General features: G+C 65.2%; 26 protein-coding genes and 1 pseudogene. 17 read left to right on the forward strand and 10 right to left on the reverse strand.

Translation table 11 applies throughout. The annotated features are described in order from the left end of the window. Nucleotides 1–215 precede the first annotated feature (215 nt). The 3 genes and pseudogenes from GFS60_RS20440 (at nucleotide 216) to GFS60_RS20450 (ending at nucleotide 3,910) form a co-directional block, all read left to right on the forward strand. Nucleotides 216–1,346 carry a magnesium and cobalt transport protein CorA gene (locus tag GFS60_RS20440; protein ID WP_109333359.1) on the forward strand — a complete coding sequence of 377 codons (1,131 nt, stop codon included), beginning with the start codon at nucleotides 216–218 and terminating at the stop codon, nucleotides 1,344–1,346. Nucleotides 1,347–1,476: 130 nt separating this feature from the next. Continuing rightward, nucleotides 1,477–1,992 (forward strand): annotated as a pseudogene (locus GFS60_RS20445) (IS607 family transposase); the annotation flags it as partial. A 109-nt stretch (nucleotides 1,993–2,101) separates the two neighbouring features. Beyond that, complete coding sequence (locus GFS60_RS20450) at nucleotides 2,102–3,910, forward strand: zinc ribbon domain-containing protein (RefSeq protein WP_159924063.1); 1,809 nt, start codon at nucleotides 2,102–2,104, stop codon at nucleotides 3,908–3,910. 6 nt (nucleotides 3,911–3,916) lie between these two features. Here the strand turns inward: GFS60_RS20450 and lppU are convergent, their stop codons facing one another. Continuing rightward, the gene (gene lppU / locus GFS60_RS20455; protein ID WP_159924065.1) at nucleotides 3,917–4,507 is read right to left on the reverse strand and encodes an LppU family putative lipoprotein; all 591 of its coding nucleotides are present in this window, start codon (nucleotides 4,505–4,507) and stop codon (nucleotides 3,917–3,919) included. A 170-nt stretch (nucleotides 4,508–4,677) separates the two neighbouring features. Between lppU and GFS60_RS20460 the strand changes: the two genes are divergently transcribed. From GFS60_RS20460 to GFS60_RS20490, 7 genes are all read left to right on the forward strand, one after another. Further along, entirely contained in the window at nucleotides 4,678–5,721 is a 1,044-nt protein-coding gene (locus tag GFS60_RS20460; RefSeq protein WP_159924067.1) for an ATP-dependent DNA ligase, read from the forward strand. After that, nucleotides 5,721–6,749: a DNA polymerase domain-containing protein gene (locus GFS60_RS20465; protein WP_159924069.1), complete on the forward strand. Its 1,029-nt coding sequence runs from the start codon at nucleotides 5,721–5,723 to the stop codon at nucleotides 6,747–6,749. The genes GFS60_RS20460 and GFS60_RS20465 overlap by 1 nt, the downstream gene beginning before the upstream one ends. A 56-nt stretch (nucleotides 6,750–6,805) precedes the next feature. Next, nucleotides 6,806–7,321, forward strand: a complete 516-nt coding sequence (locus GFS60_RS20470; RefSeq protein ID WP_159924071.1) for a DUF6764 family protein — start codon at nucleotides 6,806–6,808, stop codon at nucleotides 7,319–7,321. Nucleotides 7,322–7,411: 90 nt separating this feature from the next. Then, nucleotides 7,412–8,617, forward strand: coding sequence for a serine hydrolase domain-containing protein (locus GFS60_RS20475; RefSeq protein WP_159924073.1), 1,206 nt, complete (start codon nucleotides 7,412–7,414; stop codon nucleotides 8,615–8,617). 17 nt (nucleotides 8,618–8,634) lie between these two features. Continuing rightward, the gene (locus GFS60_RS20480; protein WP_159924074.1) at nucleotides 8,635–8,856 is read left to right on the forward strand and encodes a dodecin; all 222 of its coding nucleotides are present in this window, start codon (nucleotides 8,635–8,637) and stop codon (nucleotides 8,854–8,856) included. A 127-nt stretch (nucleotides 8,857–8,983) separates the two neighbouring features. Further along, the gene (locus GFS60_RS20485) at nucleotides 8,984–10,669 is read left to right on the forward strand and encodes an FAD-dependent oxidoreductase (RefSeq protein WP_159924076.1); all 1,686 of its coding nucleotides are present in this window, start codon (nucleotides 8,984–8,986) and stop codon (nucleotides 10,667–10,669) included. A 164-nt stretch (nucleotides 10,670–10,833) separates the two neighbouring features. Next, complete coding sequence (locus tag GFS60_RS20490) at nucleotides 10,834–11,745, forward strand: L,D-transpeptidase (RefSeq protein ID WP_159924078.1); 912 nt, start codon at nucleotides 10,834–10,836, stop codon at nucleotides 11,743–11,745. Between the two features lie 88 nt (nucleotides 11,746–11,833). On the opposite strand, the gene GFS60_RS20495 is transcribed toward GFS60_RS20490, so the two are convergent. Beyond that, a complete protein-coding gene (locus GFS60_RS20495; RefSeq protein WP_159924080.1) occupies nucleotides 11,834–13,783 on the reverse strand; it encodes a M13 family metallopeptidase in 1,950 nt (649 codons plus the stop codon). A gap of 19 nt (nucleotides 13,784–13,802) precedes the next feature. Beyond that, nucleotides 13,803–14,567 (reverse strand): pirin family protein, encoded by a 765-nt coding sequence (locus tag GFS60_RS20500; protein WP_159924082.1) that lies wholly within the window; start codon nucleotides 14,565–14,567, stop codon nucleotides 13,803–13,805. A 337-nt stretch (nucleotides 14,568–14,904) separates the two neighbouring features. On the opposite strand from GFS60_RS20500, the gene GFS60_RS20505 reads away from it, so the two are divergent. Next, nucleotides 14,905–15,084: a hypothetical protein gene (locus GFS60_RS20505; protein WP_159924084.1), complete on the forward strand. Its 180-nt coding sequence runs from the start codon at nucleotides 14,905–14,907 to the stop codon at nucleotides 15,082–15,084. Between the two features lie 72 nt (nucleotides 15,085–15,156). Here GFS60_RS20505 and GFS60_RS20510 read toward each other — a convergent pair whose 3' ends face one another. After that, complete coding sequence (locus tag GFS60_RS20510; protein ID WP_159924086.1) at nucleotides 15,157–16,074, reverse strand: amidohydrolase family protein; 918 nt, start codon at nucleotides 16,072–16,074, stop codon at nucleotides 15,157–15,159. Nucleotides 16,075–16,159: 85 nt separating this feature from the next. Between GFS60_RS20510 and GFS60_RS20515 the strand changes: the two genes are divergently transcribed. Next, nucleotides 16,160–16,999: a ZIP family metal transporter gene (locus GFS60_RS20515; protein ID WP_236603219.1), complete on the forward strand. Its 840-nt coding sequence runs from the start codon at nucleotides 16,160–16,162 to the stop codon at nucleotides 16,997–16,999. Between the two features lie 116 nt (nucleotides 17,000–17,115). Here the strand turns inward: GFS60_RS20515 and GFS60_RS38645 are convergent, their stop codons facing one another. From GFS60_RS38645 to GFS60_RS20525, 3 genes are all read right to left on the reverse strand, one after another. Further along, nucleotides 17,116–17,271: a DUF6131 family protein gene (locus tag GFS60_RS38645; protein ID WP_201453406.1), complete on the reverse strand. Its 156-nt coding sequence runs from the start codon at nucleotides 17,269–17,271 to the stop codon at nucleotides 17,116–17,118. 34 nt (nucleotides 17,272–17,305) lie between these two features. Continuing rightward, nucleotides 17,306–17,512, reverse strand: coding sequence for a hypothetical protein (locus GFS60_RS20520; RefSeq protein WP_159924088.1), 207 nt, complete (start codon nucleotides 17,510–17,512; stop codon nucleotides 17,306–17,308). An 89-nt stretch (nucleotides 17,513–17,601) separates the two neighbouring features. Next, nucleotides 17,602–18,099 carry a hypothetical protein gene (locus GFS60_RS20525; protein ID WP_159924090.1) on the reverse strand — a complete coding sequence of 166 codons (498 nt, stop codon included), beginning with the start codon at nucleotides 18,097–18,099 and terminating at the stop codon, nucleotides 17,602–17,604. Between the two features lie 129 nt (nucleotides 18,100–18,228). Between GFS60_RS20525 and GFS60_RS20530 the strand changes: the two genes are divergently transcribed. Both GFS60_RS20530 and GFS60_RS20535 read left to right on the forward strand, forming a co-directional pair. After that, on the forward strand, nucleotides 18,229–18,873 hold the full coding sequence (locus GFS60_RS20530; protein ID WP_159924092.1) for an alpha/beta hydrolase family protein: 645 nt from the start codon (nucleotides 18,229–18,231) through the stop codon (nucleotides 18,871–18,873). Nucleotides 18,874–18,889: 16 nt separating this feature from the next. Next, a complete protein-coding gene (locus GFS60_RS20535) occupies nucleotides 18,890–19,786 on the forward strand; it encodes an alpha/beta fold hydrolase (protein WP_159924093.1) in 897 nt (298 codons plus the stop codon). 1 nt (nucleotide 19,787) lies between these two features. On the opposite strand, the gene GFS60_RS20540 is transcribed toward GFS60_RS20535, so the two are convergent. Next, nucleotides 19,788–20,375, reverse strand: a complete 588-nt coding sequence (locus GFS60_RS20540; RefSeq protein WP_159924094.1) for a phosphoribosylanthranilate isomerase — start codon at nucleotides 20,373–20,375, stop codon at nucleotides 19,788–19,790. A gap of 66 nt (nucleotides 20,376–20,441) precedes the next feature. On the opposite strand from GFS60_RS20540, the gene GFS60_RS20545 reads away from it, so the two are divergent. The 3 genes from GFS60_RS20545 (at nucleotide 20,442) to GFS60_RS20555 (ending at nucleotide 23,517) form a co-directional block, all read left to right on the forward strand. Further along, the gene (locus GFS60_RS20545) at nucleotides 20,442–21,743 is read left to right on the forward strand and encodes an alpha/beta hydrolase (protein WP_159924095.1); all 1,302 of its coding nucleotides are present in this window, start codon (nucleotides 20,442–20,444) and stop codon (nucleotides 21,741–21,743) included. 87 nt (nucleotides 21,744–21,830) lie between these two features. Next, nucleotides 21,831–23,066, forward strand: a complete 1,236-nt coding sequence (locus GFS60_RS20550; protein WP_159924096.1) for an acyl-CoA dehydrogenase family protein — start codon at nucleotides 21,831–21,833, stop codon at nucleotides 23,064–23,066. 73 nt (nucleotides 23,067–23,139) lie between these two features. Continuing rightward, the gene (locus GFS60_RS20555; protein WP_159924097.1) at nucleotides 23,140–23,517 is read left to right on the forward strand and encodes a VOC family protein; all 378 of its coding nucleotides are present in this window, start codon (nucleotides 23,140–23,142) and stop codon (nucleotides 23,515–23,517) included. Nucleotides 23,518–23,521: 4 nt separating this feature from the next. Here the strand turns inward: GFS60_RS20555 and GFS60_RS20560 are convergent, their stop codons facing one another. Together GFS60_RS20560 and GFS60_RS20565 are read right to left on the reverse strand one after the other, a co-directional pair. Next, a complete protein-coding gene (locus tag GFS60_RS20560) occupies nucleotides 23,522–24,328 on the reverse strand; it encodes an alpha/beta fold hydrolase (protein WP_159927391.1) in 807 nt (268 codons plus the stop codon). 13 nt (nucleotides 24,329–24,341) lie between these two features. After that, the gene (locus GFS60_RS20565) at nucleotides 24,342–25,922 is read right to left on the reverse strand and encodes an ABC-F family ATP-binding cassette domain-containing protein (protein WP_159924098.1); all 1,581 of its coding nucleotides are present in this window, start codon (nucleotides 25,920–25,922) and stop codon (nucleotides 24,342–24,344) included. Between the last annotated feature and the right edge of the window lie 74 nt (nucleotides 25,923–25,996).

Raw genomic sequence — 25,996 nt, forward strand, 5'->3', positions numbered from 1 at the left:
CCCTGAATCGGCCCGACAGGAGTAGTCTGTCCTGCGGTCTGCAGAGTGCAGTCGCCGCTCACGTCTGTGAGCATGTCGAGGAAGTGGAGGTGAGGCGTCCCATGAGAAGCCAACCTCCCAGTATTTACTGAAACCGTTTCACCTCGCCGGGGAACGGTTTCACAGTCGTGTGTCCACTTGCCGCGCTGCATATCCTTCCTCGAAAGACCAGTGCCATGCCACAATTGCGTCCCATTCGTTCGCTGCTCCCGAGCCGTTCCGCCGGTCTGTCCGACGCCGAAACCGGTCACGTCACCCCGCGTCGCGCACCCGAACCGACGCCCGCCGAAGAAACTGTGGTCAACAGCGCCGTCTACCGCGACGGAAAGAAGATCGCCACACCGGCCACGCTGTCGGAAGCGCTGGGCAGCTTGCCGGACGCGTCGTCGATGGCCTGGATCGGCATGTACCGGCCCAACGACGCCCAGTTGTACGCTGCTGCAGCGCAATTCGATCTTCACGAGCTGGCCGTCGAGGACGCGATCGTCGCGCACCAGCGTCCCAAGCTCGAACGTTACGGCGAAACGTTGTTCGTGGTGCTGCGGGCCGCGCGGTACTGCGACGAAACCGAGCGCGTCGAATTCGGCGAGCTGCACATCTTCTGTGGGCCGACGTTCGTGCTCACCGTGCGGCACAGTGAGTCACCCGACCTGTCGGCGGTGCGCCGGAGGATGGAAGGGAACCCGGACCTGCTGAAGCTGGGGCCCGAGGCGGTCCTGTACGCGATCCTCGACGCGGTGGTCGACGGCTACGCCCCGGTGGTGTCGGGACTGCAGAACGACATCGACGAGATCGAAACCGAAGTGTTCAGCGGCGAACCCGGTGTGTCGCGGCGCATCTACGAACTCACGCGCGAGGTCATCGAATTCCAGAGGGCCACAAGGCCGCTGCTCGGGATGCTGCGCGGGCTGTCGGCGGGATTCGAGAAGTACAACACCGACGAGGAACTGCAGCGGTATCTCCGCGACGTCACCGATCACGCGACGGTCGTCGTGGAGCGGGCGGACGGGTTCCGTCAGTTGCTCGGCAATATCCTCACCGTCAACGCAACTCTGGTGTCGCAGGAACAGAACGAGGAGATGCGGAACCTCACCCAGGCGAGCTACGCGCAGAACGAGGAAATCAAGAAGGTATCGGCCTGGGCGGCAATCCTGTTCGCCCCCACCCTCATCGGGACGGTGTATGGGATGAACTTCGACCACATGCCGGAACTGCACTGGGTGGGCGGGTACCCGTTCGCCCTGTCGCTGATGATGCTCACGTGCGCGGGCCTATACACCATCTTCAAACGGCGTGGCTGGTTGTGAGCGAGGTCGGCTGCGGGTGAATCCCGCAACCGACCTGGTAATCAGTTAAAGCTCATCAACCCGCAGCCTCGGGCTGTCAACAGTTGATGTGACATATGATACTCCCTGATTTTTTCAGCTACCTCGATTCATGCGAATTGGCGAGGCCGCGGCGTATCTGAACATGTCAGTCGTGGGCGTCCGTAAGGCCGCGTCGGAAGGCCGGTTGCCCTCCCGGCGTACAGGTTCCGGCCAGCGCGTGTGTGATCGCACTGACCTCGATGCCTACCTCGGCCGTCCTCCTGCCCTGGACAAGGCTCCGGCCGACCGGGTGGAAGCGTGGTACTGCCGGGTGTCCGGCTCGACGGGGCAGGAGTCCTCGCTCGCCGATCAGGAGTCGATGTTGCGCGAGAGCGCTTCCGGGGCCGTGTTCCGGGTGTGCAGGGATCGCGGTTCTGGTGTGAGGGAAACGCGGGCCGGTGTGGACCGGATGCTCGACGACGCCGCCCAAGGCTACTTCACGGTGGTGCGGGTGGTGTGGCGGGATCGGTTGGCCCGGTTCGGAGTCGCCTGGATCGAAAGGTACTTGTCGGTGGTCGGGGTTACGGTCGAGGTCCTGCGGGAGCATGGCGACACATCGCTGGTGGAGGAGTTGATGGATGACTTCATGGCGGTGCTCGCGTCGTTTTCGGGCCGGTTCTACCGGCTGCGGTCGAAGCAGAATCAACGCCGACTTCTCGGGCGATGCGGCAGCGAGGTTGGAGGAGGGATAGCCGATGACTGTTGCCGGGTTCACTGTGCCGCGTCAGTTTTCGTTCACCACCCGCCCGTACGCGGCGGTCGACGACGCTACCGACGCCCCGCTCGGGCTCGACGAGATCGATATCCGTGTCCGGTGGCTGCTCGACTTGATCGGCGCCGCGCAATCGGAGTTGATGACGAGGTTGTGGCAACCAACCACCTTCGATGCCCTTACCGCCGGACGTGACAGTTCGGGCCGCAAGCTCCCGATGCAGGGGCATGTCGCTGCCGCACGATTGGGTTGGCACCCGAGCTATCCACCCGAGGTGTACGTGCCCTCGCGGGTGACCCGGGTGGTCACCGCCCAGACGGTCGGCACGCTGCGCACCTTGGCGTACCGGGATACCGCGATCAGTGCCCTGTCGGCCAGGTTCGACCCCGTCACCGGCCGGCTGGCGCCGCCGACTGCGGCCGGCGACTATGTGCCGGCCGGCTTCGCGCGCGGCGTGGCACGGCAACTCACTGCGCGCGCCCGCCGCAACGACGGCGCGGCCACCGAACGCCTACGCATCACCGATGTACAGGAACCACCGCAGACATCGATGATGGCCAGGCTTTCCGCCGCCGATCATCAACTCTCGCAGATCACCGTCGCAGACGGTGTGATGGTGTTAACGGTGAAACTGCCCACCACCGCGGCCCCGACAGGTCGGGCGCACTGGCGGCGGGTCCGGTTGATCGCCGCGATCCCACCACACCTGCAGGGGCGGGCAATTACGGGCTGGCATCTGCCGACTCTCGTCCTCGACCACCGTGGCCTGCTGCTGCGCTGCGCGGCCACCGAATCTGTTCGGGCGCCCGATCTGACGTCGGGTTCGACGGCGGTGGGGGTGGATTGGTCGCCGGCCACGCTCGGTGCCGCTGCGATCGTCACCGAACGCCCCGACGGGTTGGTCTCGGACTACCGGGGCTTCACCTACGACGACCGGGGCCTGGGTATCAAGCTGGCCCGCCTGCAAGCGGAAGGCCAACACCTGCACCGTAAAGCCGCACGTTTGACGCGGCTCGCCGCGACCGCACCACCGCAGATGCGCGCCGAACTGGAAAACAAGATCGCAGTCCTCGACGCCCACCGCGCCGCGGTCGGTGTCAAACGGGGCAAGATCAACCGGGAGCTCGCCTTCCACTTCGCCCGCCACACCGTCGACTACGCCGCCGCGGCGGGCGCTAAGGTGATCGGGGTGGAAGACCTCAGCACCCTCGAAACCCGGGGTCACCGCCGGGTGAACAACAATCGGGCCGCGCAGTCCGCCCGCCGCAAGGCCGTCGACGCTCTCGCACACACCGCCGCAGGGGCCGGTGTGACGGTGGTGTCCGTGCCGGCCCGCGGAACGTCGGCGTTGTGCCCAAGTTGTAACGACACACTCTCCCGCCCGGGCGGCTACCACCGGGCATGGTGCGCACGGTGCAAGGTCGGCGGCAATCGTGATCACGTGGCGGGGGTGAACCTCGCTAAACGTGCACTCCTGGGGCGCAGCAGAGTTATTCGCAAACGCGGACAGAACCCGGAGATTCGGAACACCGAGCATGCACCGGTCCGGCAGTGCCGTGACAAGACCAGTCCCACCCCGAGTCGGCCGCGTCATCGCCGGGTCCGCCGCAGTGTTCCCACCGCGACACCCCGGGCGGGGGTGAATCAGAAAAAGATTGTTCCTGCACCTCGAGCGTCGGTGTGGGACACGGTCGAACCCGCACCAGCATCGCATGTTGTTACGGGTAGCCGTGACGTACCTATATCTCCGGCATCGGCCGCGTCAGTGGCAGATAGTATGAGATTTAAGTAGACGCTGTCAGAGCTCGTCAACGCAGACGACGAACTTGCGCTCGGGGTATTCGTAGCCGTTGGAGGACGTGGTGCACGAATCCACGGACGTGGCGCCCTGCACGATTTCGGTCACCTTCACCCCGTCGACGGCGGTGGGGTCGGTGCACTCGATGCGCTTGGGATCCTCACCACCGACGTCCATGCATCCGCCGATGACCCAGTCGACGTCGAGGCAGATCGCGCCCTGCTCGACTCCGCCGAGGGTCTCGTAGTAGTACGAGTCGGCGTCGCTGATGCACTGACTGTTCTGCTCCGCCTTGGCGATCACCTTGTAGTTCGATTCGGGGCTGCCGCACGCCGCCTTGTCGATCTCGGCGTCGGTGATCGTGCCGCCGAGCTTGACGCACTCGCCGATCGCTACTTCGAAGTCGACGTCTCCGCCGGCGTCCTCACCTTCCTGTCCGTCGATCACGGTCGTCGACTCAGTGGTGGTGGCCGAAGCCCCCGACTCCGGCACTGCCGTGGGAGTGACCTCCGAGCCGCACCCCGTGACGAGAACCGCCGTCGCCGACAGTGCGACGACCGCGGTGCACACCCGCCGAACCAGACCTGCCATCTCAACCCCACCTCGTTCTGGATGGCAGTGCCACCCGAATCCCGGGATGGCGGTGCCACCGACTTTCCCGGATGACCGCTTGCCATCCCGGGCTCCACGCGCATGCCGTGTCGCGCATTATTTGATTACATCGGTCACCGATTTACCAATCGTAATGACACTATGGACGGGTGGATCTCCCCGTGATGCCTCCTCTGCAACCGATGCTCGCGAAGTCCGCGTCGTCCGTTCCGACGCAACCGGAGTCGGGTCGCGTGTGGTCGTACGAGCCGAAGTGGGACGGCTTTCGGGCCCTCGTTTTCCGGGACGGTGACGAGGTGGTGCTCGGCTCCCGTGGCGGAAAAGACCTGGCCAGGTACTTCCCCGAGATGGTCCGGGCCGCCGTCGCGGAGCTCCCGGAGCGCTGTGTGGTGGACGGTGAGCTCGTGGTGCCCCGCACTGTCGACGGCCACACCCGGCTCGACTGGGAATCCTTGTCGGAGCGCATTCATCCGGCGGAGAGCCGGGTGACACTGTTGTCCGAGCAGACCCCCGCTCAGTTCGTCGCCTTCGACCTGCTGGTCCTGGGCGACCGGGATCTCAGTCGTGAGGACTTCTCGATCCGCAGACAGGAACTGGTCGGCGCCGTCGGTGGCGGTCCCAGTTGCCATGTCACCGCGGCCACGGAGTCGAGCGAGCTGGCAACCGAGTGGTTCCAGACGTTCGAGGGCGCCGGCCTCGACGGAGTGGTGGCGAAAAAGCTCGCCGGGCCGTACCTGCCGAACAAGCGGGAGATGGTGAAGGTGAAGCACGCCCGCACCGCCGACTGCGTCGTCATCGGCTACCGGCCACACAAGAGCCAGCCCGGAATCGGGTCAATGCTCCTGGGGCTCTACGACGGTGACCAGCTGTCGATGGTGGGCGGTGCGTCGGCCTTCACCTCGGCGAGGCGAATCGAACTGCTCGCCGAGTTGGAAGAGCTGCGGGTCGGGGACGACGTCGTCGCCGAGGGTGAGCCCACCCGCTGGCGGTCGGGCAACGATCGCACATGGGTGCCACTACGACCTGAACGGGTCGTGGAGGTGGCGTATGACCAGATGGAAGGCGCACGCTTCCGGCACGCCGCGCGGTTCCTGCGCTGGCGACCGGACCGGACGCCCGACGAGTGCACATTCGAACAACTGGAGGTTCCGGTGCGATACGACCTTGCCGACGTGCTGGCCGGAGGTTCGTGATGGCGAGTCCGGCCGTCGAACTCGACGTGGACGGCGTCGCTGTTCGCCTGTCGAACCCCGACAAGATCTACTACCCGAAACTCGGTGCGGACGGTGGCACCAAACGGCACCTCGTGGAGTACTACCGCTCCGTCGCCCTGCAGGGTGCGCTGCTGGATGCGCTGCGGGACCGGCCGACGCATCTGCAGCGGTTCCCCGACGGAGTCGAAGGCGAGGAGATCTACCAGAAACGGGTGCCGGCCAAGCGTCCGGAACACATCGGTTCCTGCGAGGTCACTTTCCCGTCGGGACGAAAGGCGGATGTACTCCGTGTCCGCAGCGCACCCGACATCGTGTGGGCTGCGAACCTCGGCAACATCACCTTCCATCCGTGGGCGGTCCGCTGCCCCGACGTCGACCATCCCGACGAGCTGCGAATCGACCTGGACCCGCAGCCCGGCACCGGCTTCGACGATGCCCGTGCGGTGGCTCTCGACGTCGTGCAGCCCCTGCTGGACGAGCTCGGCCTGGTCGGCTTCCCGAAGACGTCCGGTGGTCGTGGCCTGCACATCTATCTGAGCATCGCGCAGCGGTGGGACTTCGTGGAGGTGCGCCGGGCGGGCATCGCCCTCGCGCGGGAGATCGAGCGGCGCAGCGGTGACCGGGCCACCACGTCGTGGTGGAAGGAGGAACGCGGCGAACGGATCTTCCTCGACTTCAACCAGAATGCGCGCGACAAGACCATCGCCTCCGCATACTCCGCCCGCAAGACTCCTATCGCGACGGTATCGACGCCGGTGACCTGGGCGGAACTCGTCGACGTGGACCCCGACGACTTCACCATCGCCACCGTGCCCGCCCTGCTCGGCAAGCGTGGAGACCCCATGGCGACCATCCGTGACGTGGAGCAGTCGCTCGACGTCCTACTCGACATGGCAGACCGGGACGCCGCGAACGGCCTGGGCGATCTCCCGTACCCGCCCAACTATCCCAAGATGCCGGGCGAACCGAAGCGAGTGCAACCGAGTCGGGACCGAGACCGAAAGTAGCCGACGCTGACGTACGCTCAGGCGGGCGACTTGCGTCCGAACATGGGGAGGTCTTCATGGAGCGTTCGACAGCCGGTGCTGCCGGACTCGTTCTCGGTGTCGTTGCGACGGCACTCGGAACTCTGATGACGACGCCGGCCACCGCGTCGGCAGGATCGTTGTCCTGCGTGTCGCCTCCGGGCCGCGACACCACCTCGATCATCGACCGCACCGCGTGCGGCGCAAAATCCGACCCGAGCAGCAACTCTGCAGCGCTCGGCAACGATGGTGTCGGTTTCGCCGACGCCGCCGAGGCGGGGGCGGCACTCGGCGCCGGCGTTGGCGGGGGTGTCGGGGCCGCCGAAGCTCGCGGCGGCGGCGTTGCCGCGATCGCGATCGGACCGAAAAGCGTCGCCATCGGGACGGTCGCCGGATCAGGCCCCGCGCTGGTGTTGAGTGGCCCCGGGGGTCAGGCCCTCGTCGCCGACCCGGCCCGCGGTGTCGTGTGCTCCGGCGGGCCGGCGCTTGCCATCAATTTCCTTGCAGGTCAAGCATGTTTCACCGATGGGGTAACGGTCTGGCGGGTTTCCTGATCACACCCCCGGTCGGCGTCGTATGGTGACGGCAGTCACAATGGGCTGACGCATCTGCCGCATGAAGCGGCAGTAGATCGGAGGTGGTCGATGACGACCAGCGTTCGAAGTCACAGGCCCGCGGCCGCGCCCCGGACCGAGCTGCATGTCGACCCTCGGTTCCTTCCCCTCGCCGACCGCTTCTTCGCGATGTACCGGCAACCTCAGCAGGGTGGCGGCGCCCTCACCGCGTATTTCCGCGGCGAGAAGGTGCTGGATATCTGGGCGGGTTGGGCCGATCGTGATCGCCGCTGGGACCGCGACACCGTCGCCTTGTCGTTCTCGACGGGCAAAGGGGTGGCCAGCACCGTCGTGCACAGGCTCGCCGAGCGCGGTCTGCTCGACTACGACGCGAGGGTGGCCGACTACTGGCCCGAGTTCGGTGCGGCAGGCAAGGACGCCATCACGGTCCGCGACCTGCTGACACATCGCGCCGGTTTGCATCGAGTGCGAGGTCTGATGCGCAGCCCACTCGATTTACTCGACTACGACGCGGTCGTGCAGGCTCTCGCGTCGACCCCGGCCGACCCACGCAGACTCCGCGGTCCCGGATATCACGCCGTCACCTACGGGTGGTTGGTGGCCGAACTCGTCGCACGGGTGACGGCGAAACCGTTCGTCCAGGTGGTGGAGGAGGAGATCGCCGGTCCCCTCGGAATCGACGACTTCTGGTACCTGGTCCCGGAGCAGCACCGGCCACGGATCGCAAAGCTGTTTCCGCACATCAACCCCGCCGGATTGAACTGGGAGCTCACGTCCACCGTCCTCGCGCGCGTCGGCCCCACGCGCGGGCTCGCCGAGGCGGCCATGCCCACCGGATTCGACGTGCTGGTGCGCAACCCGGCCGTGCACGGCGCAGTGATGCCGGGATGGAACGGTGTGTTCAGTGCCCGCGCCCTCGCCCGCATGTACGGCGCGATCGCGAACGGCGGTGTGCTCGACGGACGCCGTTTCCTGCGCCGATCCACCATCGAGCAGATGTCGACCGTGCAGACCCGCGACCGCGATTACGTGCTCGGTATCCGGCCCCAGTGGTCGCTCGGTTATCACCGCCCGATCCTGGCGTCCCGAGAGCAACCACGGAACGCGATCGGGCACTACGGCGTCGGCGGGTCCGGGGCCTATGCGGACCTGGACAGCGGGTTGTCCCTCGGCTTCGTCACCAACCGGCTCGGCAGTTCGTTCACCGCTCTCGGTGATCTGCGTCTGGCGCGGCTCGGGGTCGAAGCGCAAGCGCTCGTACGTCACGACAAGTAACCACGAAAGGAATCATGATGAGTGATCACGTGTACCGGGTCGTCGAGGTCGTAGGTTCGTCGCCAGACAGCATCGACGGAGCTATCAAAAACGCCATCGGGCGCGCGCAGGAGACCGTACGCAACCTCGAATGGTTCGAGGTGGTCTCGACACGGGGCCACATCGAGGATGGTGCGCTGGCGCACTTCCAGGTGACACTCAAGGTCGGATTCCGGCTGGAGCCGGGCGGAGCGGTCTGACGGGAGCGGGGACGGACGCCGTCCTGGCGAACGTCCCCTTCGTCACATCCTCGCGCAAAAGTGGAACACGTTATAGTCTGGGCTTCCAGTCGACGTCGGACTGCGTGTACTCAGGTAGGGGAGAGCCGTGACTTATGTGATTACGCAGCCTTGCTGCAACGACGCCTCGTGCGTCGATGTCTGTCCGGTCAACTGCATCCATCCCACACCGGACGAGAAACCGTTCGCGATCACGGAAATGCTGTACATCGACCCCGACACCTGCATCGACTGCGGTGCCTGCGTCGAGGAATGCCCGGTCGAGGCGATCTATGCGGAGAACGACCTCGAAGAAGTCGACGCCCCCTACCTCGACATCAATGCGCAGTACTACACCAAACACCCCATCGGTCCCGACTGGCCGGATCCGGTGAAGCTGCCGTCGATCGACGCCGCGCTCGGCACGCTGCACGTCGCGATCGTCGGGTCCGGTCCCGCGGCCTGTTACGCCGCGATGGAACTGACCGCCAAACCACGCATGGAGGTCGACATGTTCGAGCGCCTGCCCACCCCGTACGGGTTGGTGCGCGCCGGTGTCGCCCCCGATCATCCGGGCACGAAGGGTGTCACCGATCAGTTCCGTTCGGCAGTGGGCAAACGGAATGTGCATTGCCACTTCAACGTGGCAGTCGGCGAGGACGTCACCCACGAGGAACTGCTGCGGCACCACCACGCCGTGATCTACGCCGTAGGCGCTGCGGGTGACCGCAGGCTCGACATACCCGGCGAGGATCTGCCGGGCAGCCATGCGGCCACCGAGTTCGTCGCCTGGTACAACGGCCATCCCGACTACGCCGACCGCACCTTCGACCTCACCGGCGAGCGCGCCGTCATCGTCGGCAACGGCAACGTGGCGCTCGACGTGGCCCGCATCCTGGTCACCGATCCCGATGTCCTGGCGACCACGGATCTGGCCGACCATGCGCTCGAAGCGCTGCGGTCGAGCAACATCCGGGAGGTCGTGATCCTCGGACGCAGGGGTCCTGCCCAGGCGGCATACACCAACCCCGAACTCCTTGCCCTGGGCCGGATGCCCAACGTGGACGTCGTCGTCGACCCCGAGGAAGCCGTGCTCGATCCGGCCAGCCGTGCACTCGTCGACGCGGACGATGCGGAGCCGTCGCTGCAGTTGAAGGTGAAGCAGGTGGAGGAGTTCGCGCAGCGAACCGCCGACCCCTCACGCAAGCGCATCGTGCTTCGCTTCCTCACCTCACCGGTCGACATCCTCGGTGACGGGCACGTTCAATCCGTCCGAATCGCCCGCAACGAGATGGTCGCGGACGCCTCCGGGGTTCTCGGTGCCAAACCGTCGGATGTCATCGAGACGCTCGACACCGGGCTGATTCTGCGATCGATCGGCTATCGGGGGCGTCCGGTGGCGGGGCTCCCGTTCGACGACCGACGCGGGGTCATCCCCAACGAGAACGGGCGGGTGATCGACCCGGAGTCGGGCACGCCGATCCCCGGTGTGTACGTGGCGGGGTGGATCAAGCGGGGCCCGACAGGCGTGATCGGCACGAACAAGTACTGCTCGGCCGAGACCGTACACATGGTGATCGATGACTTCTCGGCGGGCCGGCTCGACGCGCCCGAAGACCGGGAGGCCCTCGACCGGTTGATTGCCGAACGTGCGCCCGACGCGATCGACTACCAAGGTTGGCAGCGTATCGACAAGACCGAGCGTGCTGGGGGCCGGGCCGCGGGCCGGGCCCGCACCAAGCTTGTGACGATCGACAGCATGCTGGCCGCAGCCCGTGCCGACACCTCGCCGTGAGCACTTCTTAACAATCCAGTGATAACAAGTACTCACAGGGCGCAGAGCGGCAACGATTGCGGGTAAATTGCTCGGCGCCGGATGATGTGTGTTAATGGCAGTGCGCGATTGTTAGGTCCGTCGGGGACGCGCGTCAACACACGTCGTCGAACGAGAGTGGTCATATGGGCAAGACAGGAATCTGTACTTCGCGGAATCAGCGCTGGTCATCGCGCGTCGCCGTCGCAGTGGCCGGAGTGGTGGTTTCCGGAACGGCGCTGGTAGGACCCGCTCAGGCCGTCCCGCTGTTCCCTGGTGGACCGGAGATTCCCACCCTTCCCGGTCTGCCCAGCGCCCCACAGCTTCCGCTACCCGAACCGGCGCCCGCGCCGGCCAACTTCTCGGCACCGTCCCTCAACCCCGGTGAGGGTGAGGTCGTGGGTGTCGCGCAGCCGGTGATCATCCGGTTCAACGAGGAGATCGGTGACCGCGCCGCCGCCGAGCGTGCCATCAAGGTCACCACCAGCCAGACCGTCGAGGGTGGCTTCTACTGGATCAACGACAGCCAGGTCCGCTGGAAGCCCACCGACTTCTGGCCGGCCAACACACAGGTCACCGTGGATGCCGGAGACGCGCATTCCACGTTCACCATCGGCGACGCCTTGGTGGCGACCGCCGACGACAACACCAAGCAGATCACGATCACCCGCAACGGTGAGGTGGTCAAGACCATGCCGACCTCGATGGGTAAGCCGGATCACGAGACCCCCAACGGCACCTACATCATCGGCGAGAAGTTCCGCGACATGTACATGGATTCGTCCACTTACGGGGTGCCGGTCGACTCCGAGGAGGGATACCGCACCTACGTCGAGTACGCCACGCGCATGTCGTACAGCGGCATCTTCGTCCACGCTGCGCCGTGGTCGTTGGACGCGCAGGGCAACACCAATGTCAGCCACGGGTGCCTCAACGTGAGCACCGAGGACGCCAAGTGGTTCTACGAGAACTCCAAGAAAGGCGACGCGGTGGTCGTGCAGAACACTGCCGGCGGCGTGCTCAGCGGCTCCGACGGTCTGGGTGACTGGAACCGCTGAACCTGATCCGAACACCAGGCCGTAGCCCGCACAGTTCGCTGTGCGGGCTACGGCCTTTCTACGGGGGCGTCGGTGGGGGACCCGGCCGCTACCAGATCTTGACGCGCTGCTCCGGATCGAGATACAGGGCGTCGCCGGGCTGGACGTCGAACGCGTCGTGGAAGGTGTCGAGGTTGCGCACCACTCCGTTGCACCGGAACTCCGGCGGCGAGTGCGGATCAACCGCGAGACGCCGGAGAGCTTCGGCATCGCGTGCCTTGGTCCGCCACACCTGCGCCCAGCCGAAGAACACGCGCTGTAAACCGGTGAGCCCGTCGAGTACCGGAGGCTCCGTTCCCTCCGTCGCGATCTTGTAGGCGGCGATCGCGATGGAGAGGCCACCGAGGTCACCGATGTTCTCGCCGATCGTGAACTCCCCATTCACCGCATGGCCGGGCAGTGCCTTCGGCTCGAACTGGTTGTACTGCTCGATCAGGGCCTTGGTGCGCTTACCGAACTCACTGCGATCGTCGTCGGTCCACCAGTCGACCATGTTCCCGTCACCGTCGTACTTGGCGCCCTGGTCGTCGAATCCGTGACCGATCTCGTGGCCGATGACCGCACCGATTCCGCCGTAATTAGCGGCATCGTCGGCGGCTGCGTCGAAGAACGGCGGCTGCAGGATCGCGGCCGGAAACACGATCTCGTTCATTCCCGGGTTGTAGTAGGCGTTCACCGTCTGCGGGGTCATGAACCATTCGTCGCGGTCGACGGGGCCACCCACTTTGCCCAGGTCGCGGTCGTACTCGGCCGCGTACCCGCGCCGATAGTTGCCCACCAGGTCGTCGCGGGAGATGGTGACCGACGAGTAGTCGCGCCACTTGTCCGGGTAGCCGATCTTCGGCGTGAACTTCTCGAGCTTGCGCAGCGCGGCCTCACGGGTCGCGGGGCTCATCCACTCGAGGTCGGCGATGTTGCGGCGGTACGCCTCCTGCAGGTTGGCGACGAGTTCCTGCATACGGGCCTTGGCGTCGGCGGGGAAGTGGCGCTCGACGTACAACTTTCCGACGGCCTCACCGAGGAGGTCCTGCACCAGGGACACCCCGCGCTTCCAGCGCTCACGGTTCTCCTCGGTTCCGGTCAGCGTCTTACCGTAGAACGCGAAATTCTCGTCGACGAGTGCCTGCGTCAAGTACGGCGCCCGTGAGCGGATGACGTTCCACGTGGCCCACGCCTTCCACGTCTCCAGATCCTCGGACGTCCACAGCCCGGTGAGTGTGGTGAGGAAGTCGGGCTGGCGGACCACGATCTCGGCAAACTGATCACGGGTACCGCCCAGCCCGTCGATCCACGCGGCCCAGTCCAGGCCTTCCGGCAGCTGGTCGAGGGTTACCAGGTTGTAGCTCAATTCCGCATCGCGCCGTTTCACGACGTCCCAGTGTCCGGCCGCGATCTTCGTCTCCAGGTCGAACACGCGCTGAGCGTCGTACCCGACACCGGCGAGCTCGAACATCTTGCCGATGTGCGCCACGTACGCGGCCCGGATCTCCGCGTGCTCGTCCTGGCGGTAGTAGGACTCGTCGGGCAGTCCGAGGCCGGATTGGCTGAAGTGCACCAGGTAGCGTTCGGAGTTCTTGGCGTCCGTGTCGACGTAGTGGCCGACCGCGCCGCCCACGCCCGTCCGCTGCAGGCGGCCGATCACTCCGGCAAGCGCCGAGAGATCGCCGGCCTCGGCGACGGCTGCAAGTTCGTCGGCGATCGGCGTCAGGCCTGCGGCTTCCACGACGTCGGAGTCCATGAAGCTGCCGTACAGGTCACCGATCCGCTGAGCGTCGGACCCTGCCGGAGCGCTCGAACCGGCAGCCTCCTCGATGATGTTCTGGACGTCGACTTCTGCCTTGTCGTACAGCGTGCGGAACGCGCCGTCGATGGCCCGATCCGCGGGTATCTCGTAACTGTCGATCCAGCCGCCGTTGACGTGGAGGAAGAGGTCGTCCTGGGCACGGATGCCGCTGCCGAGGTGTGTGAGGTCGATGCCTGAGCGTTGAGCCGTGGTCATGGCTCCATACTTACACCGTTTACCCGCCGATGCGGGCGTGCATTTCCCAGACCAGCACCTCTGCGCCGGAATGCGAGGAGATCTCCTGACCACCGGATGCGCTGGTACGGACGGCATCGCCCTCGTACAGGGTGCCGACACCTTCCATGTCGGCGGTGCCCTGAGTAATGAAGACGTGCAGGAACGGTGCCTCGGGCAACCTGATCGGTGCGCCGGGAAACACGCGGGCGACGTGTAGTGCGGCGTGCTTGTTGTTGATACGGATGGCCGAATGGTCGCGGTATTCGGGCATTCCGGACGCCACCGGTACCAGTCCACCCTTCAAGATCTCGTCCTCGATCTCGAGCTGTTCGTAACTCGGTGTCAGTCCTGCCTCGTCGGGCACCACCCACATCTGTACGAAATGAACGGGTTCGTGGTGTTCTTCGCCGGCCAGCCGCCAGCTGTCGTTCTTCTCCGAGTGCATGATTCCTGTGCCCGCACTCATGCGTTGAGCGAGACCGGGATAGATGATGCCCGAATGGCCGATCGAATCCTGATGCACGAGTGAGCCACGCAACACCCAGGTGACAATCTCCATGTCCTTGTGGGGATGTGTCTCGAATCCCTGTCCCGGAAGCACAGTGTCGTCGTTGTTCACGAGCAGGAGTCCGTGATGGGTGTTGTCGGGGTCGTAGTGCTGACCGAAGGAGAACGAATGCTTCGAATCCAACCAGGAAATCCTGGTTTTCAGCCGATCTCCGGCGCGGTGCACGTAGACATGGGGGGTGGTGACTGCCGGCATCTCGATCCTCCTTCGGGTGGTACCCGGTCCAGAGTACGAGGTGCTCGCCGTCCGTATGCACAAGACGGTGTCGATTGCGTATCGAAGTCCGCGCCGTATCGAAGCGGATAAGCCATCGCAATGGCGAAATAGTCGAGCGCAGTGGCACATTCGCAGTGCTGTCGAGCGTATGCCACTGGTCCGCAACGCGTTTCATTGTCGGTATTTCGCGACCAGGACGGGCGTCCAGTACCGTGTCGCATATCCCGACGCCGGACGTCGATCGGCGTACAGTTCGAAAGGTGTGGACCCGAGTCGGACCGATACCGAACTCCCGCACCCACCCGGAAGGAGCGTGATGAAGGCGAACCAAGATCGACATGGTCAGCACCTCCCCGAGCATCAGCGGATTGCCGACCTCGTCGACGACATGGAAGACCGTCTGACCGCCGAGCGTGAGGCCAAAGGAGTCGAAGGCAACGCGTCCGATCGTGAAGAGGTCGAGCCGGTAGAGCCCGAGGATCAGGCTCCCGAGTAGCGCCTCCGGCACCCGTGAGTACTTATTAACCTTCCGCGGTTACTAAGTACTCACGGGCGCGGTAGCGCACTGTCAGGGGAACCACAGTGTCTGCGCGTTGTCCTCGGCGACGCACCTCGCGGCGGGGTCGGGGAGAGCGTCGAGCAGGGCGTGGATCTGGCGGGCGCGGGTGTCGACGGTATCCGCGCTTGCGACGGTGTCGGTGCCGACCACGAAGCGATCGGGGTGGCGGGCGAGAAGTGCGATCCAGTCCGGGTCGGTGTCGGTGCCGTCGGTGATGTGGTCGAGCAGCACCCAGGACAGTTCGATGGTCAGGCGGGCGTGACGTTCTATCAGTTGGCGCACCAGATCCAGCTGGTTGGAGGGACGGGTGCGGCGGAAGACACCGGCATGGCACCAGACCACCGAGGTGGTCGGATGCCGGTCGAGCGCATTCTCGAGCTTGCCGACGTATTCGTGCCGGTCCGGCAGGCCCGGTGACGCCGAGTCGTGGTGCAGGGAGATCGGGACTTTCCGCTGGGCGCAGAAATCAAGAACCGCGTCCATGGCCTCGTGATCGGGTGCGGGAACGTCGCCGAGTGTCAGGTTGGTGAGATCGTCGTGGCGGAACATCACCTCACCGATCCCGGCCCACCGGTCCGAGCGACTCCAGACGAATTCCAGGTGGTCGATCGCCAGCTTGTCGGTGGGATCGAAGCCGCAGATCAACGGCGCCACCTCGAGCTGCCCCTCCGCCTCGAGGCCGGGGAGAAGGTCGAGGACGGTCGCATCGGTCAGCGAATGGTAGTGGCACGGTGCATTGTCGTCGAGGTAGTAGTCGGGCCGAACGGGCTCGGCGACCGACCATTTCTTCTTCACCGGAAGACCGAAGACTACGGCACGCCGGGCTCCGTTACGGACGAGCGCGTCGCGCAGCTCGGCGGTGTCGGCGGGAGCTTGCAGAAAGTCGACGAGATGGACATGGGTGTCGATCCACGAACGAGAAGCCATGGTGCGATCTTCTACCATCCGGCCGGTGCCGTCGCATTTTCTCCGCTGAACCACATGATTTCGTCGGTGCTGCGCAAACTCGTCTGTGCGGGGTACTCGGTGTATCCATGAAGGTCATCGGGCCTTCTCCGCACGTGGAGGCATCATCATCATCGAGTCGCTGATCTTCGGGGTGATCGCGTCGAGCGCACTGGTTATCGGAGCGCTGGTCGGCGGCCGATTCACCGTTCCCAAACGCATGCTCGCCGGCATGCTGGCGTTTGCCTCGGGCGCCCTGATTACTGCGTTGACCTTCGAACTCTTCGAGGAGTCGTATGAGAAGGGCGGTATCTGGCGGGCGGTGCTCGGACTGGCTGTGGGGGCCGTAGTCTTCACCGTTCTCAGTGAGCGGCTCGACCGTCTCGCGGAGGGCACGCATCGACAACGTCAGGGGAGTGAGAAACTCGACCTCGACGCAGCCGCGTCGGAGACTGCCCCCTCGACGGCTTCTGTGAGCGGGATGGCCGGATTCGCCCTCCTCGCCGCGGTGACGCTCGACGGCGTGCCGGAAAACATTGCGCTCGGCGTGTCTCTCGGTGAGGGTACCGGGGGCGTAACCCTTCTCGTCGCGATCTTCGTCTCCAACTTTCCTGAGGCCTTGGTCGGCAGTGCGTCGATGCGTGCACAGGGAAGGACGCAGGCCTTCGTTGTCGGCACCTGGGTGGTGTGCGCCGTTCTGCTCACCGCGGCCGTCGTCATCGGCGCGGGGCCACTGGCCACGAGTTCACCCGAGACGATATCTCTGCCACTTGCATTCGCCGCCGGCGCCGTACTGGCCTCGCTCGCCGACACCCTCATGCCCGAGGCATACGAAAAAGGCGGTCCGACAGTCGCGTTGAGTACTGCGGCCGGCTTCGTTCTCTCGTACGTCCTCGCCACCGTCTGAAGCCCGGACAGCTGAAATCCGGACAGCCGGACCAGTTGCCATCCCCGTGCATCTCCGACCGCCGTCGGGATCGACGGCGGTCGGAGAGGGTCAGTTACCGGAGGACGGTCGAGCCGTCAATACCAGTATTTTCGCCCGCCGACGGCGCGCCCTGTCGTACCGAGCACCATCAGGACGAGACCGATGACCAGGAGGATGATCCCGATTGTCGTGAGGATCGAAATCTTCGCGACGAGACCGATGATCAGCAGAATGATTCCGAGGATGATCACGGTATTGCCTCATTTCCTTTTCGACGGACCGAGACTACTGACTCGGCTGTGGCACTTCACAATTCACCTTCGGGTTCACGCCTGCGTAGTTGAGTGGGCCCGCGATGACAGTGACGGCGATGGTGCCCGCGCTCGCGCAGTCGGCGTTGGCTTCTTTGAAGTAGCCGCGCTGCCAGACGGCGATAGCCCCGATGATCAACCACACCACGACGATGATCGTGACGAGTCGTCCGATGCGCATTTCCGACCTCCCATGGTGAGTGCCGGCTCGAGCCGGTGCACAGTGTCACACTTTGCTTCTGTGGGGCGAGGCAGGCCGCGCCGACGGTGTTACGTCGGTGTTGTATCGGTCGGCTTTGAATGGGCACCGGGCGTGTCGTTCGACCGGGTCTCATTCGATCGGACGTCATTGGACCGGGTGTCGTTCGACCGAGTGCCGGTCGTGTTCGTGTTCGTGTTTGCGTCCGCATTCGTGGACTTTGTGGTGGGATCGAGCTTGTCGGCCCGCTTCCACTCCTTGTCCAGGTCTTCCCGGGACGTGCTGGCAGTGCGCTGGTGCGTCGCCGCCTCGTGCTGAAGGCGCGACGCCTCCGCGGCTTTGGCCTCGGCATCTGCCTGGGCCCGCCGTGCCTCGGCGGCTGTCTGATCGGCGATCGCTTCACGCTGCCCGACGATGGAGGCCTGTTCCTGGGCTTTCGCGCGGATGTCCTGGGCCTCGTGGAGCCGTGCTTGCTTGCGCTTGCGCGATGCGGCAACGGCCAGCGCGATCAGGGCAAGGACGACGACGATCGCGACGACGATCCAGATGACGGTCGTGGTGGTATCCATGTGCTACTCCCAGCAGTCGTAGAGTAAAGATACCCACTCGACCCCCTCGGCAAACAGATCGAAAGCCAATCGAAACCAACCTGTCGGCGGGCGCGGTGGCCAGGGAACGGAACCGGCTACCGTGATCGAATGAGCGAACTGCTGCAGAAGCAGGGGGTGCGGGGGCAGCTGCATCGCCCGGAGGGTGATCCGGTGGCTGGGTTGGTGCTGACGCACGGGGCGGGAAGTAACTGCGACACAAAGCTATTACGAGCGATGGCCGAAGGTTTCGTGGAACGAGGCGTGCTGGTCCTGCTATTTGACCTGCCCTTTCGACAGCGCCGTGCGTCGGGCCCGCCGCATCCGTCGAGGGCGGCGGAGGATCGCGAGGGCGTTGCGGAGGCCGTCGCCGTCATGCGTGACTTCGGGCCCGGGCCGGTGTGGGCCGGCGGGCATTCGTACGGCGGTCGTCAAGCGTCCATGCTGGCCGCGGAGGTGCCCGCCGGGATCGATGCCCTCCTGTTGCTGTCGTATCCACTGCATCCACCGGCGAAACCCGAGAAGCCTCGCACAGACCATTTCCCGGACCTGCGTACGCCGGCAGTGGTCGTGCACGGTTCGAAGGATCCGTTCGCGACCACCGAAGAAATGGAATCGGCACTCGAACTGATTCCGGCGACGACGATCCTCGTCGAGTTCGACGGTGCGCGCCACGACCTGGCCCCGGACAAGTTTCCCGTGGTCGACCGTGCTGTCGCCGCGATGTTCGACCTTCGTCAGCGTCGGGAAAAGTGATCGGTATGTTCGATTGATGAGCAACGTGCAGCGTGACGTGCCCCGCTGGTTCGCCTCGGCCCTGGCCTGCCCGGTGGAGGTCGGCCAGGTAGATGTGGCCGGCGCACAGATTCGGTACCGCGCGTGGGGGCCGACGGGATCCCCCGGAATCGTGTTGGTGCACGGTGGAGCGGCACACAGCAGGTGGTGGGATCATGTCGCACCCATGCTGGCCACCGGACGACGGGTGGTCGCGCTCGATCTCTCCGGACACGGAGACAGTGACTCTCGCGAGCACTACGGGCTCGAGCAGTGGGCCGAAGAGGCCCTGGCCGTCGCGAAACCCGCTGGTATCTCCGGTCCACCGGTCTTCGTCGGACACAGCATGGGCGGAATGGTGTCGTATGTGGCCGCCCAGTTGTTCGGCGAGGATCTGGCCGGGGTCCAACTGATCGATTCACCCATTCGCGCCCAGACACCCGAGGAGGAAGCGGCGCGGCAGCAGCGGGCGTTCGGGCCCAAGAAGGTGTATCCGAGCAAGGCCGATGCGCTCGCGCATTTCCGGTTCGTGCCGCCGCAGGAGTCGGCGGTTCCGGCCGTCCGCGACCACGTCGCGGAGACCTCGATGCGGGGGGTGGAGGGCGGCTGGTCGTGGAAGTTCGACCCCGCATTCTTCGCACGCAGCGGCAGCGATCGGCTGGTCGCGGCAGAACCCCGCTGCCGCATCGCGTACTTTCGTGCCGAGAACGGGATCGTCGACGAAGAGATGATGAAGACTATAAGGGCGCGATTCGGCCCGACCGCGCTGGTGACGGACATCCCCGACGCAGGGCATCACGTGATGATCGACCAGCCGTTGGCGTTAGTGGTGGGTATCCGCACCGTCCTTGCCTCCTGGGATGCCGAAGATTCCGTGACAGGGATGCCCGACTGAGTCACGCCCCCGATCGGACCGCGGAAACGAACTGCTCGATCAGCGCCGCGTCCTTGACGCCGCGGGAAGATTCCACACCGCTCGACACGTCGACACCCCACGCGCCGGTGGCGTCGATTGCGGTCCGGACGTTGCCGGGATTCAGGCCGCCGGCGAGGATCCACTCACCATCGGGTCGGGCCTGCCCCGCCCAGTCCCACGGCACTCCCGCGCCGGCTGTCGCCCCGTCGACGAGGAGGCGGTCGGCCCCGAAATCGCCGGACGAATCCCCGGCAACCACCGCACGGATCACGGTGAGCCCTGCCTCTCGCAATCGGGTGACGTCCTCGGCGGACCTCACATCGTGCACCTGGACGGCGCCGAGCCCGGCTGCGGCCGCGACCTCGATCACCTCCGGCACAGAACTTCCCTTGAACACCCCCACCGCCACGGTGGGACCGGTGACGGAGCGGATCAGCGACGCCGCATCCTCCACCGCAATTCGGCGCACGCTCTCGGCGAAGACGAAGCCCACGGCGTCGACACCGAGTCGCACGGCCAGATCGACCGAGGCTTGGTCACGCAGACCGCAGACCTTGATGAATGTCACCACACGATTTTAACGGTCGCTTCGAGTAGCCGACGCAGTGCGGGTTCGCGCTCTAGGCTTCGTGACGTGAAATGGCTCAGCGACCTCACCGTGATTTCAGGGCCTCTGCCCTGGATTCTCACCGGCCTGGGCGCACTCGGTGGCGTGTGGTTGCTGGCCGCCCGCGCCCCGTGGTTTCGCAAGAAAGCCCTGCCGCTCTGTCTCGCCGTGGCCGCCGTGGTCACCCTCGCCGTCTACATCGCTGTCGAGAAGGTCCTCCGACCCTTTCCCGACCCGATCGAAATTTCCATCTATGTGTGGATCGGGGTGGGTCTGGCCGCAATTCTGTTGCTGATTCCGAGGATTCGGGCCGGACGTACGGCGGCATCGGCGGCGGTGTCGGTACTGGCGGTGATCGCCGTCGTGCTCGCGTCGGCGACGCAGATCAATCTGGTGTTCGACGCGTATCCCACTGTGGGCACCGCTTTCGGAGACGAACCGTTCGATCGCGTGGATCTTCACGATCTGGGGGGTGTCACCGAAAAGGTTGTCACCGGGACGCCACTCGACGCGTCGTGGACTCCTCCGCCGGGGATGGGCGATCAGGGTCGCGTCCTCACCGCGCACATCCCCGCCACGCAATCGAATTTCACCGCCCTAGACGCCGAAATCTACCTGCCTCCTGCGTATTTCACGAACCCTCGACCTCTCCTGCCCGTGCTGATACTTCTCGCCGGTCAGCCCGGCGCTCCGGAGGACTGGCTCGCGGGAGGCAAGCTGACCTCTACGATGGATGCCTTCGCGGCCGAGCACGAAGGTCTCGCTCCCGTCGTCGTGGTTGCGGACGCTACCGGCTCACAGATCGCGAACCCGTTGTGCGTCGACTCGCCCCTGGGCAACGTGGCCACCTATCTGGCCAAAGATGTTCCGGCCTGGGTGACCTCGAACCTTCAGGTCAACCGGGACCCTCGAGCCTGGGCGATAGGTGGCCTCTCCTACGGCGGCACCTGTTCGCTGCAGATGGCAACCAACTATCCCGAGGTGTACCCCACGTTCCTCGACATCTCCGGGCAGGAGGAGCCCACACTCGGTGATCGTCAGCGGACGCTCGACGCAGCGTTCGGCGGAAGCGAGTCTGCATTCGAGAAAGTCAATCCGCTCGATCTGATGGCGACGAAGAAGTACCCGGACTCGGCCGGGGTCTTCGTCGTCGGCAGCGACGACGCGGACTACCGGCCCGGCGCGCAGAAGGTTTTTCAGGCCGCGAAGGATGCGGGCATGGATGTGCAGTACCTCGAGGTCCCCGGGGGTCACAGCTTCGCCGTGTGGTCTGCCGGACTGGAGAAGGAAACGCCCTGGCTGGCGCAACGGTTGGGGCTCATCCGGTAGCGGGCGCGTTCTCGTTCCCAATAACGAGAACCTGTTCTATATTTGCGGGGAAGTGTCCTTGTCTTTTCAGCGACTGGAGTCCCCGGCATGTATCAGTGGTCCGACACCGATCTGATGTTCCGCGACGCGATCCGCGGCTTCATCGACAAGGAGATTCGACCCCACGTCGACAAGCTCGAGACCGGGGAGTTGCCTCCGTTCGACATCATCCGCAAGCTCTTCGCCACTTTCGGTATCGACGAGATGGCGCGGGACGCCCTCGAGAAGTCGCTGGCCCGCGAACGCGGCGACGACCCCGGATCCGCGGAGAAAGGCGAGAACTCGGCCGGTCTCGGTGCGGGCAGCATGGGCGTCATCATGAATGCCGAGCTGGCGGGGGTGAGTCTCGGGCTCGTCGCCTCCCTGGGCGTGAGCCTCGGCCTGGCGGCGGGCACCATCCGCAGTCGAGGCACTCTGGCGCAGAAGGAACGTTGGCTACCCGGCCTGGTCACCTTCGAGAAAGTGGGCGCCTGGGCCATCACCGAACCCGATTCCGGCTCGGACGCTTTCGGTGGCATGAAGTCCTATGTCCGGCGCGACGGAGACGACTACATCCTCAACGGGCAGAAGACGTTCATCACCAACGGGCCCTATGCCGACGTCATGATCGTGTACGCGAAGCTCGACGACGGCGACGCGTCGATTGACCGCCGCGACCGCAAGGTGCTTACGTTCGTCCTCGACGCGGGCATGGAGGGACTCACCCAGGGGGCGCCGTTCAAGAAAATGGGGATGAACTCCTCGCCCACCGGTGAGTTGTTCTTCGACAACGTCCGCGTCGGCCGCGATCGACTGCTCGGCGAGACGGAAGAGGGCGGCGCATCCGACGGGAAGTCCAGTGCGAAGGAGAGCTTCGCCGCCGAACGTATCGGCATCGCCTCGTTGTCGCTCGGGATCATCAACGAATGTCACCGTCTGTGCGTCAACTACGCCAAGTCCCGCAAGTTGTGGGGCAAGGAGATCGCACAGTTCCAGCTGGTGCAGCTCAAGTTGGCCGAGATGGAAATTGCCCGGATGAACGTCCAGAACATGGTCTTCAATGCCATCGAACGGGCGGAGGCGGGGGACCCGGTGACGCTGGCAGAGGCATCGGCGATGAAGTTGTACTCCTCGCGCGCGGCCACCGACGTGGCGATGGAGGCGGTGCAGTTGTTCGGTGGTAACGGCTACATGGCCGAGTATCGGGTCGAGCAACTGGCGCGCGACGCAAAGTCGCTGATGATCTACGCCGGAAGCAACGAAATTCAGGTGACGCACATCGCGAAGGGTCTGCTCGGCGTCTGAGGTCGTCGACGCCTCGGGAACAAATATCGTACGGCGTACGTTAGAGGGGTGTCGTCAAGGAAAGGACACCACTGTGAAGGTCACGGCAAGCGCACTGTCACTGAACGTCGCCGACCCGACTGCATCGGCCGATTTCGCCAAGACCCATCTCGGTTTCGTCGAGGACATGGCAGCCGACGGATTCGTGTCGCTGAAGCGTGAGGACGTCGGCTTCAGCCTGGTCTTCCTGCGGACAGGACTCGAAACGTTCAAGCCCGCGCACATCGCGGGTGCGGCTGGGCAGGGACTGCTCATCGCGCTGGTCGTCGACGGCATCGACACCGAGTACGAGCGGCTGCAGGCCGAGGGTGTCCCGATCGTCACGCCCATCGAAACGGAACCCTGGGGTGAGCGCTACTTCCAGATGAGCGACCCGAACGGAGTGATCATCCAGTTGGTGGAGTGGGTGTAGCCGTTCACACCGAAGCCAGGAACGGCTCGACGGCCGCGAGCACTTCGGTGCTCGCGGCCACCGCGCTCGAGTGGTCGAAGCCGGGAAGAATCACCGACGACGCCCCCGGGATGAGGGACGCCGCCCGCCGCGTGTCACCCAGGCGTTCGGCATCCTTGGAGCCGACGAACAGCAGCGTCGGGACGGTTATCCGGCGTAGCACCTCGTCGTCTACACCCGGTTCGTCACCCGAACGCCGCATGTACGCGGCCAATGCCTTCGCGTCGTTGGCTTTGAATGCCGCACGGGTGCCTGCGTCGATCGGCCAGGAGCGCCGGGCATTCCATCGTTCGAGGAACGCATCCATCCCGTCCTGCTCGAGCACGTCGATGCAGCCGGGGAAGAACAAGCGATCGAATGCGCCGGCCTGCGGGAGGCTGCTGCCGCCTCCGATGATCAGACTCTCGAGGCGTTCGGGGTACTGAACCGCCAGTGCCAGCGCGACACGCCCACCGAGCGAATAGCCCAGAACGTGCGCGCTGGGCAGCCCGACCTCGTCGAGGACCGCCACGATGTCGGCGCTCATCAAGTCCATGGCATACGAGGCAGGATCGTGCGGTTTGTCGCTGCGGCCGTGTCCACGCAGATCGACGAGGACCAACCGGTACCGATCCCGAAGTGCGCGAACGTAACCGAACCCGCGCCAGATGGCATGTGACAGCGCAGTGCCGTGGATGAGGACGAAGGGTTCCCCGTCGCCGACGGTCTCGTACGCGACCCGGACACCGTCGACGGGATTGGTAGCGTGCTTCACCCGCCCAGTGTGCACGATCTTTCCGCCGGTCCTACAGCAGCGTGTCCTCGGTGAGTTCGAGCCGCCGCGTCACCCCGATGTCCTCGAGAAAACGACGGTCGTGACTCACCACGATCAGTGCTCCCCGAAAGCTGCGGAGCGCCTGCGTGAGATGCGACAGACTCGGGAGGTCGAGGTTGTTCGTCGGTTCGTCCAGCAGTAGCAGGCGGGGTGCAGGTTCGGCCAGCAACATCGTTGCGAGAGCTGCTCGCAGCCGCTCGCCGCCCGACAATGCCGAGGCGAGCACGTCGGAGTCGTTCCCGCGGAACAGAAACCGAGCCAACTGTGCGCGAATCTGCTCCTGCGAGGCGTGCGGCGCGGCGGCGGCGACATTCTGCGCCACCGTGAGCGTCTCGTCGAAGACGTCGAGCCGCTGTGGCAGGGACTTGAACGGTACGCGCGGTCCCGCTGCCACGATTGCGTCGAGCAGCGTCGTCTTGCCGACACCGTTGCGCCCGACCAGTGCGATACGCTCCGGCCCGACGACGTGCAGCGACACCCGTTGTCCGCTGCCGAGTTCCAGGTCGTGCACCGAAATCACGTCCTGGCCCGAATGCACCTCCGTGTCGGGAAGTTCGATGCGGACCTCGCGGTCGTCCCGGACCGCACTTTCCGCTTCCGTCAACGACTCCCTGGCCTCGTCGACCTTCGCGATGTGGTTGTTTCGCAGCTTTCCCGCCGATTCCTGGGCTTGACGCTTCCGCATCCCCATCACGATCTTCGGTTCACGCTTGGTCTCGAACATCTTCTGGCCGTAGCGTTTGCGCCGATCCAGCTTGATCCGCGCCTCGGCGAGCTCCCGTTTCTGCTTTTGTACGTCACCACGCGCGTCCCGCACCGCGGCCAATGCAGCTTCCTGCTCCGCCTCCACGATCTCCTGGTAGACGCTGAAGTTGCCGCCGAACATCCGGATACCGCCGCCGCGTAGCTCCGCGGTGGCGTCCATCAGGTCGAGCAGATCACGGTCGTGGCTGACTACCAGCATGGCGCCCGAGAACTGCTCGACGACGGAGTAGAGCCTGCGGCGCGAGCTTCCGTCCAGATTGTTGGTGGGCTCGTCGAGCAGAAGTATCTCGGGTTCGGTCAGCAGCTTTGCGGTGAGGCCGAGCAGGACCGTTTCACCCCCGGACAGCGTCCCGACCGTGCGATCGAGGTCGCTCGCGGATCCGAGCACCCGCTCGAGCCCGAGTTTGTGCAGCGTCGAGATCGCGCGTTCCTCGATGTCCCAGCGACCCTGGGCAGCGTCGAAGTCCTCAGGGGTGCCCACCCCGGATTCGATCCGGTGCAGCGAGTGGCGAAGATCAGCGATACCGAGGATGCGGTCTACCCGCAGACCCGGATCGAGGGTGATGTCCTGCGGCAGGTAGGCCACCTCCCCGCGTGTCACGATCGACCCCCGGTCGGGCTGCAGTACGCCGGCGATCAGGCGAAGGAGGGTGGATTTTCCGGTGCCGTTGAGGCCGACCACGCCGGTACGGCCCGAGCCGAACACGGCGTCGACGCCGTCGAAGACGGGTTCGCCGTCAGGCCATGAAAAAGTGAGATCGGACAGGGACAGATACGACTGGGCCATGGGGTACTCCGAGGTGTGTGCGGATGAAGACTCGCGGAACTACCTCGTCAGGAGCAACGGCCCGTGTCCTTTCG

Origin of the sequence: Rhodococcus sp. WAY2 (assembly GCF_009859915.1) — a bacterium.
Classification (GTDB): domain Bacteria; phylum Actinomycetota; class Actinomycetes; order Mycobacteriales; family Mycobacteriaceae; genus Rhodococcus_F; species Rhodococcus_F oxybenzonivorans.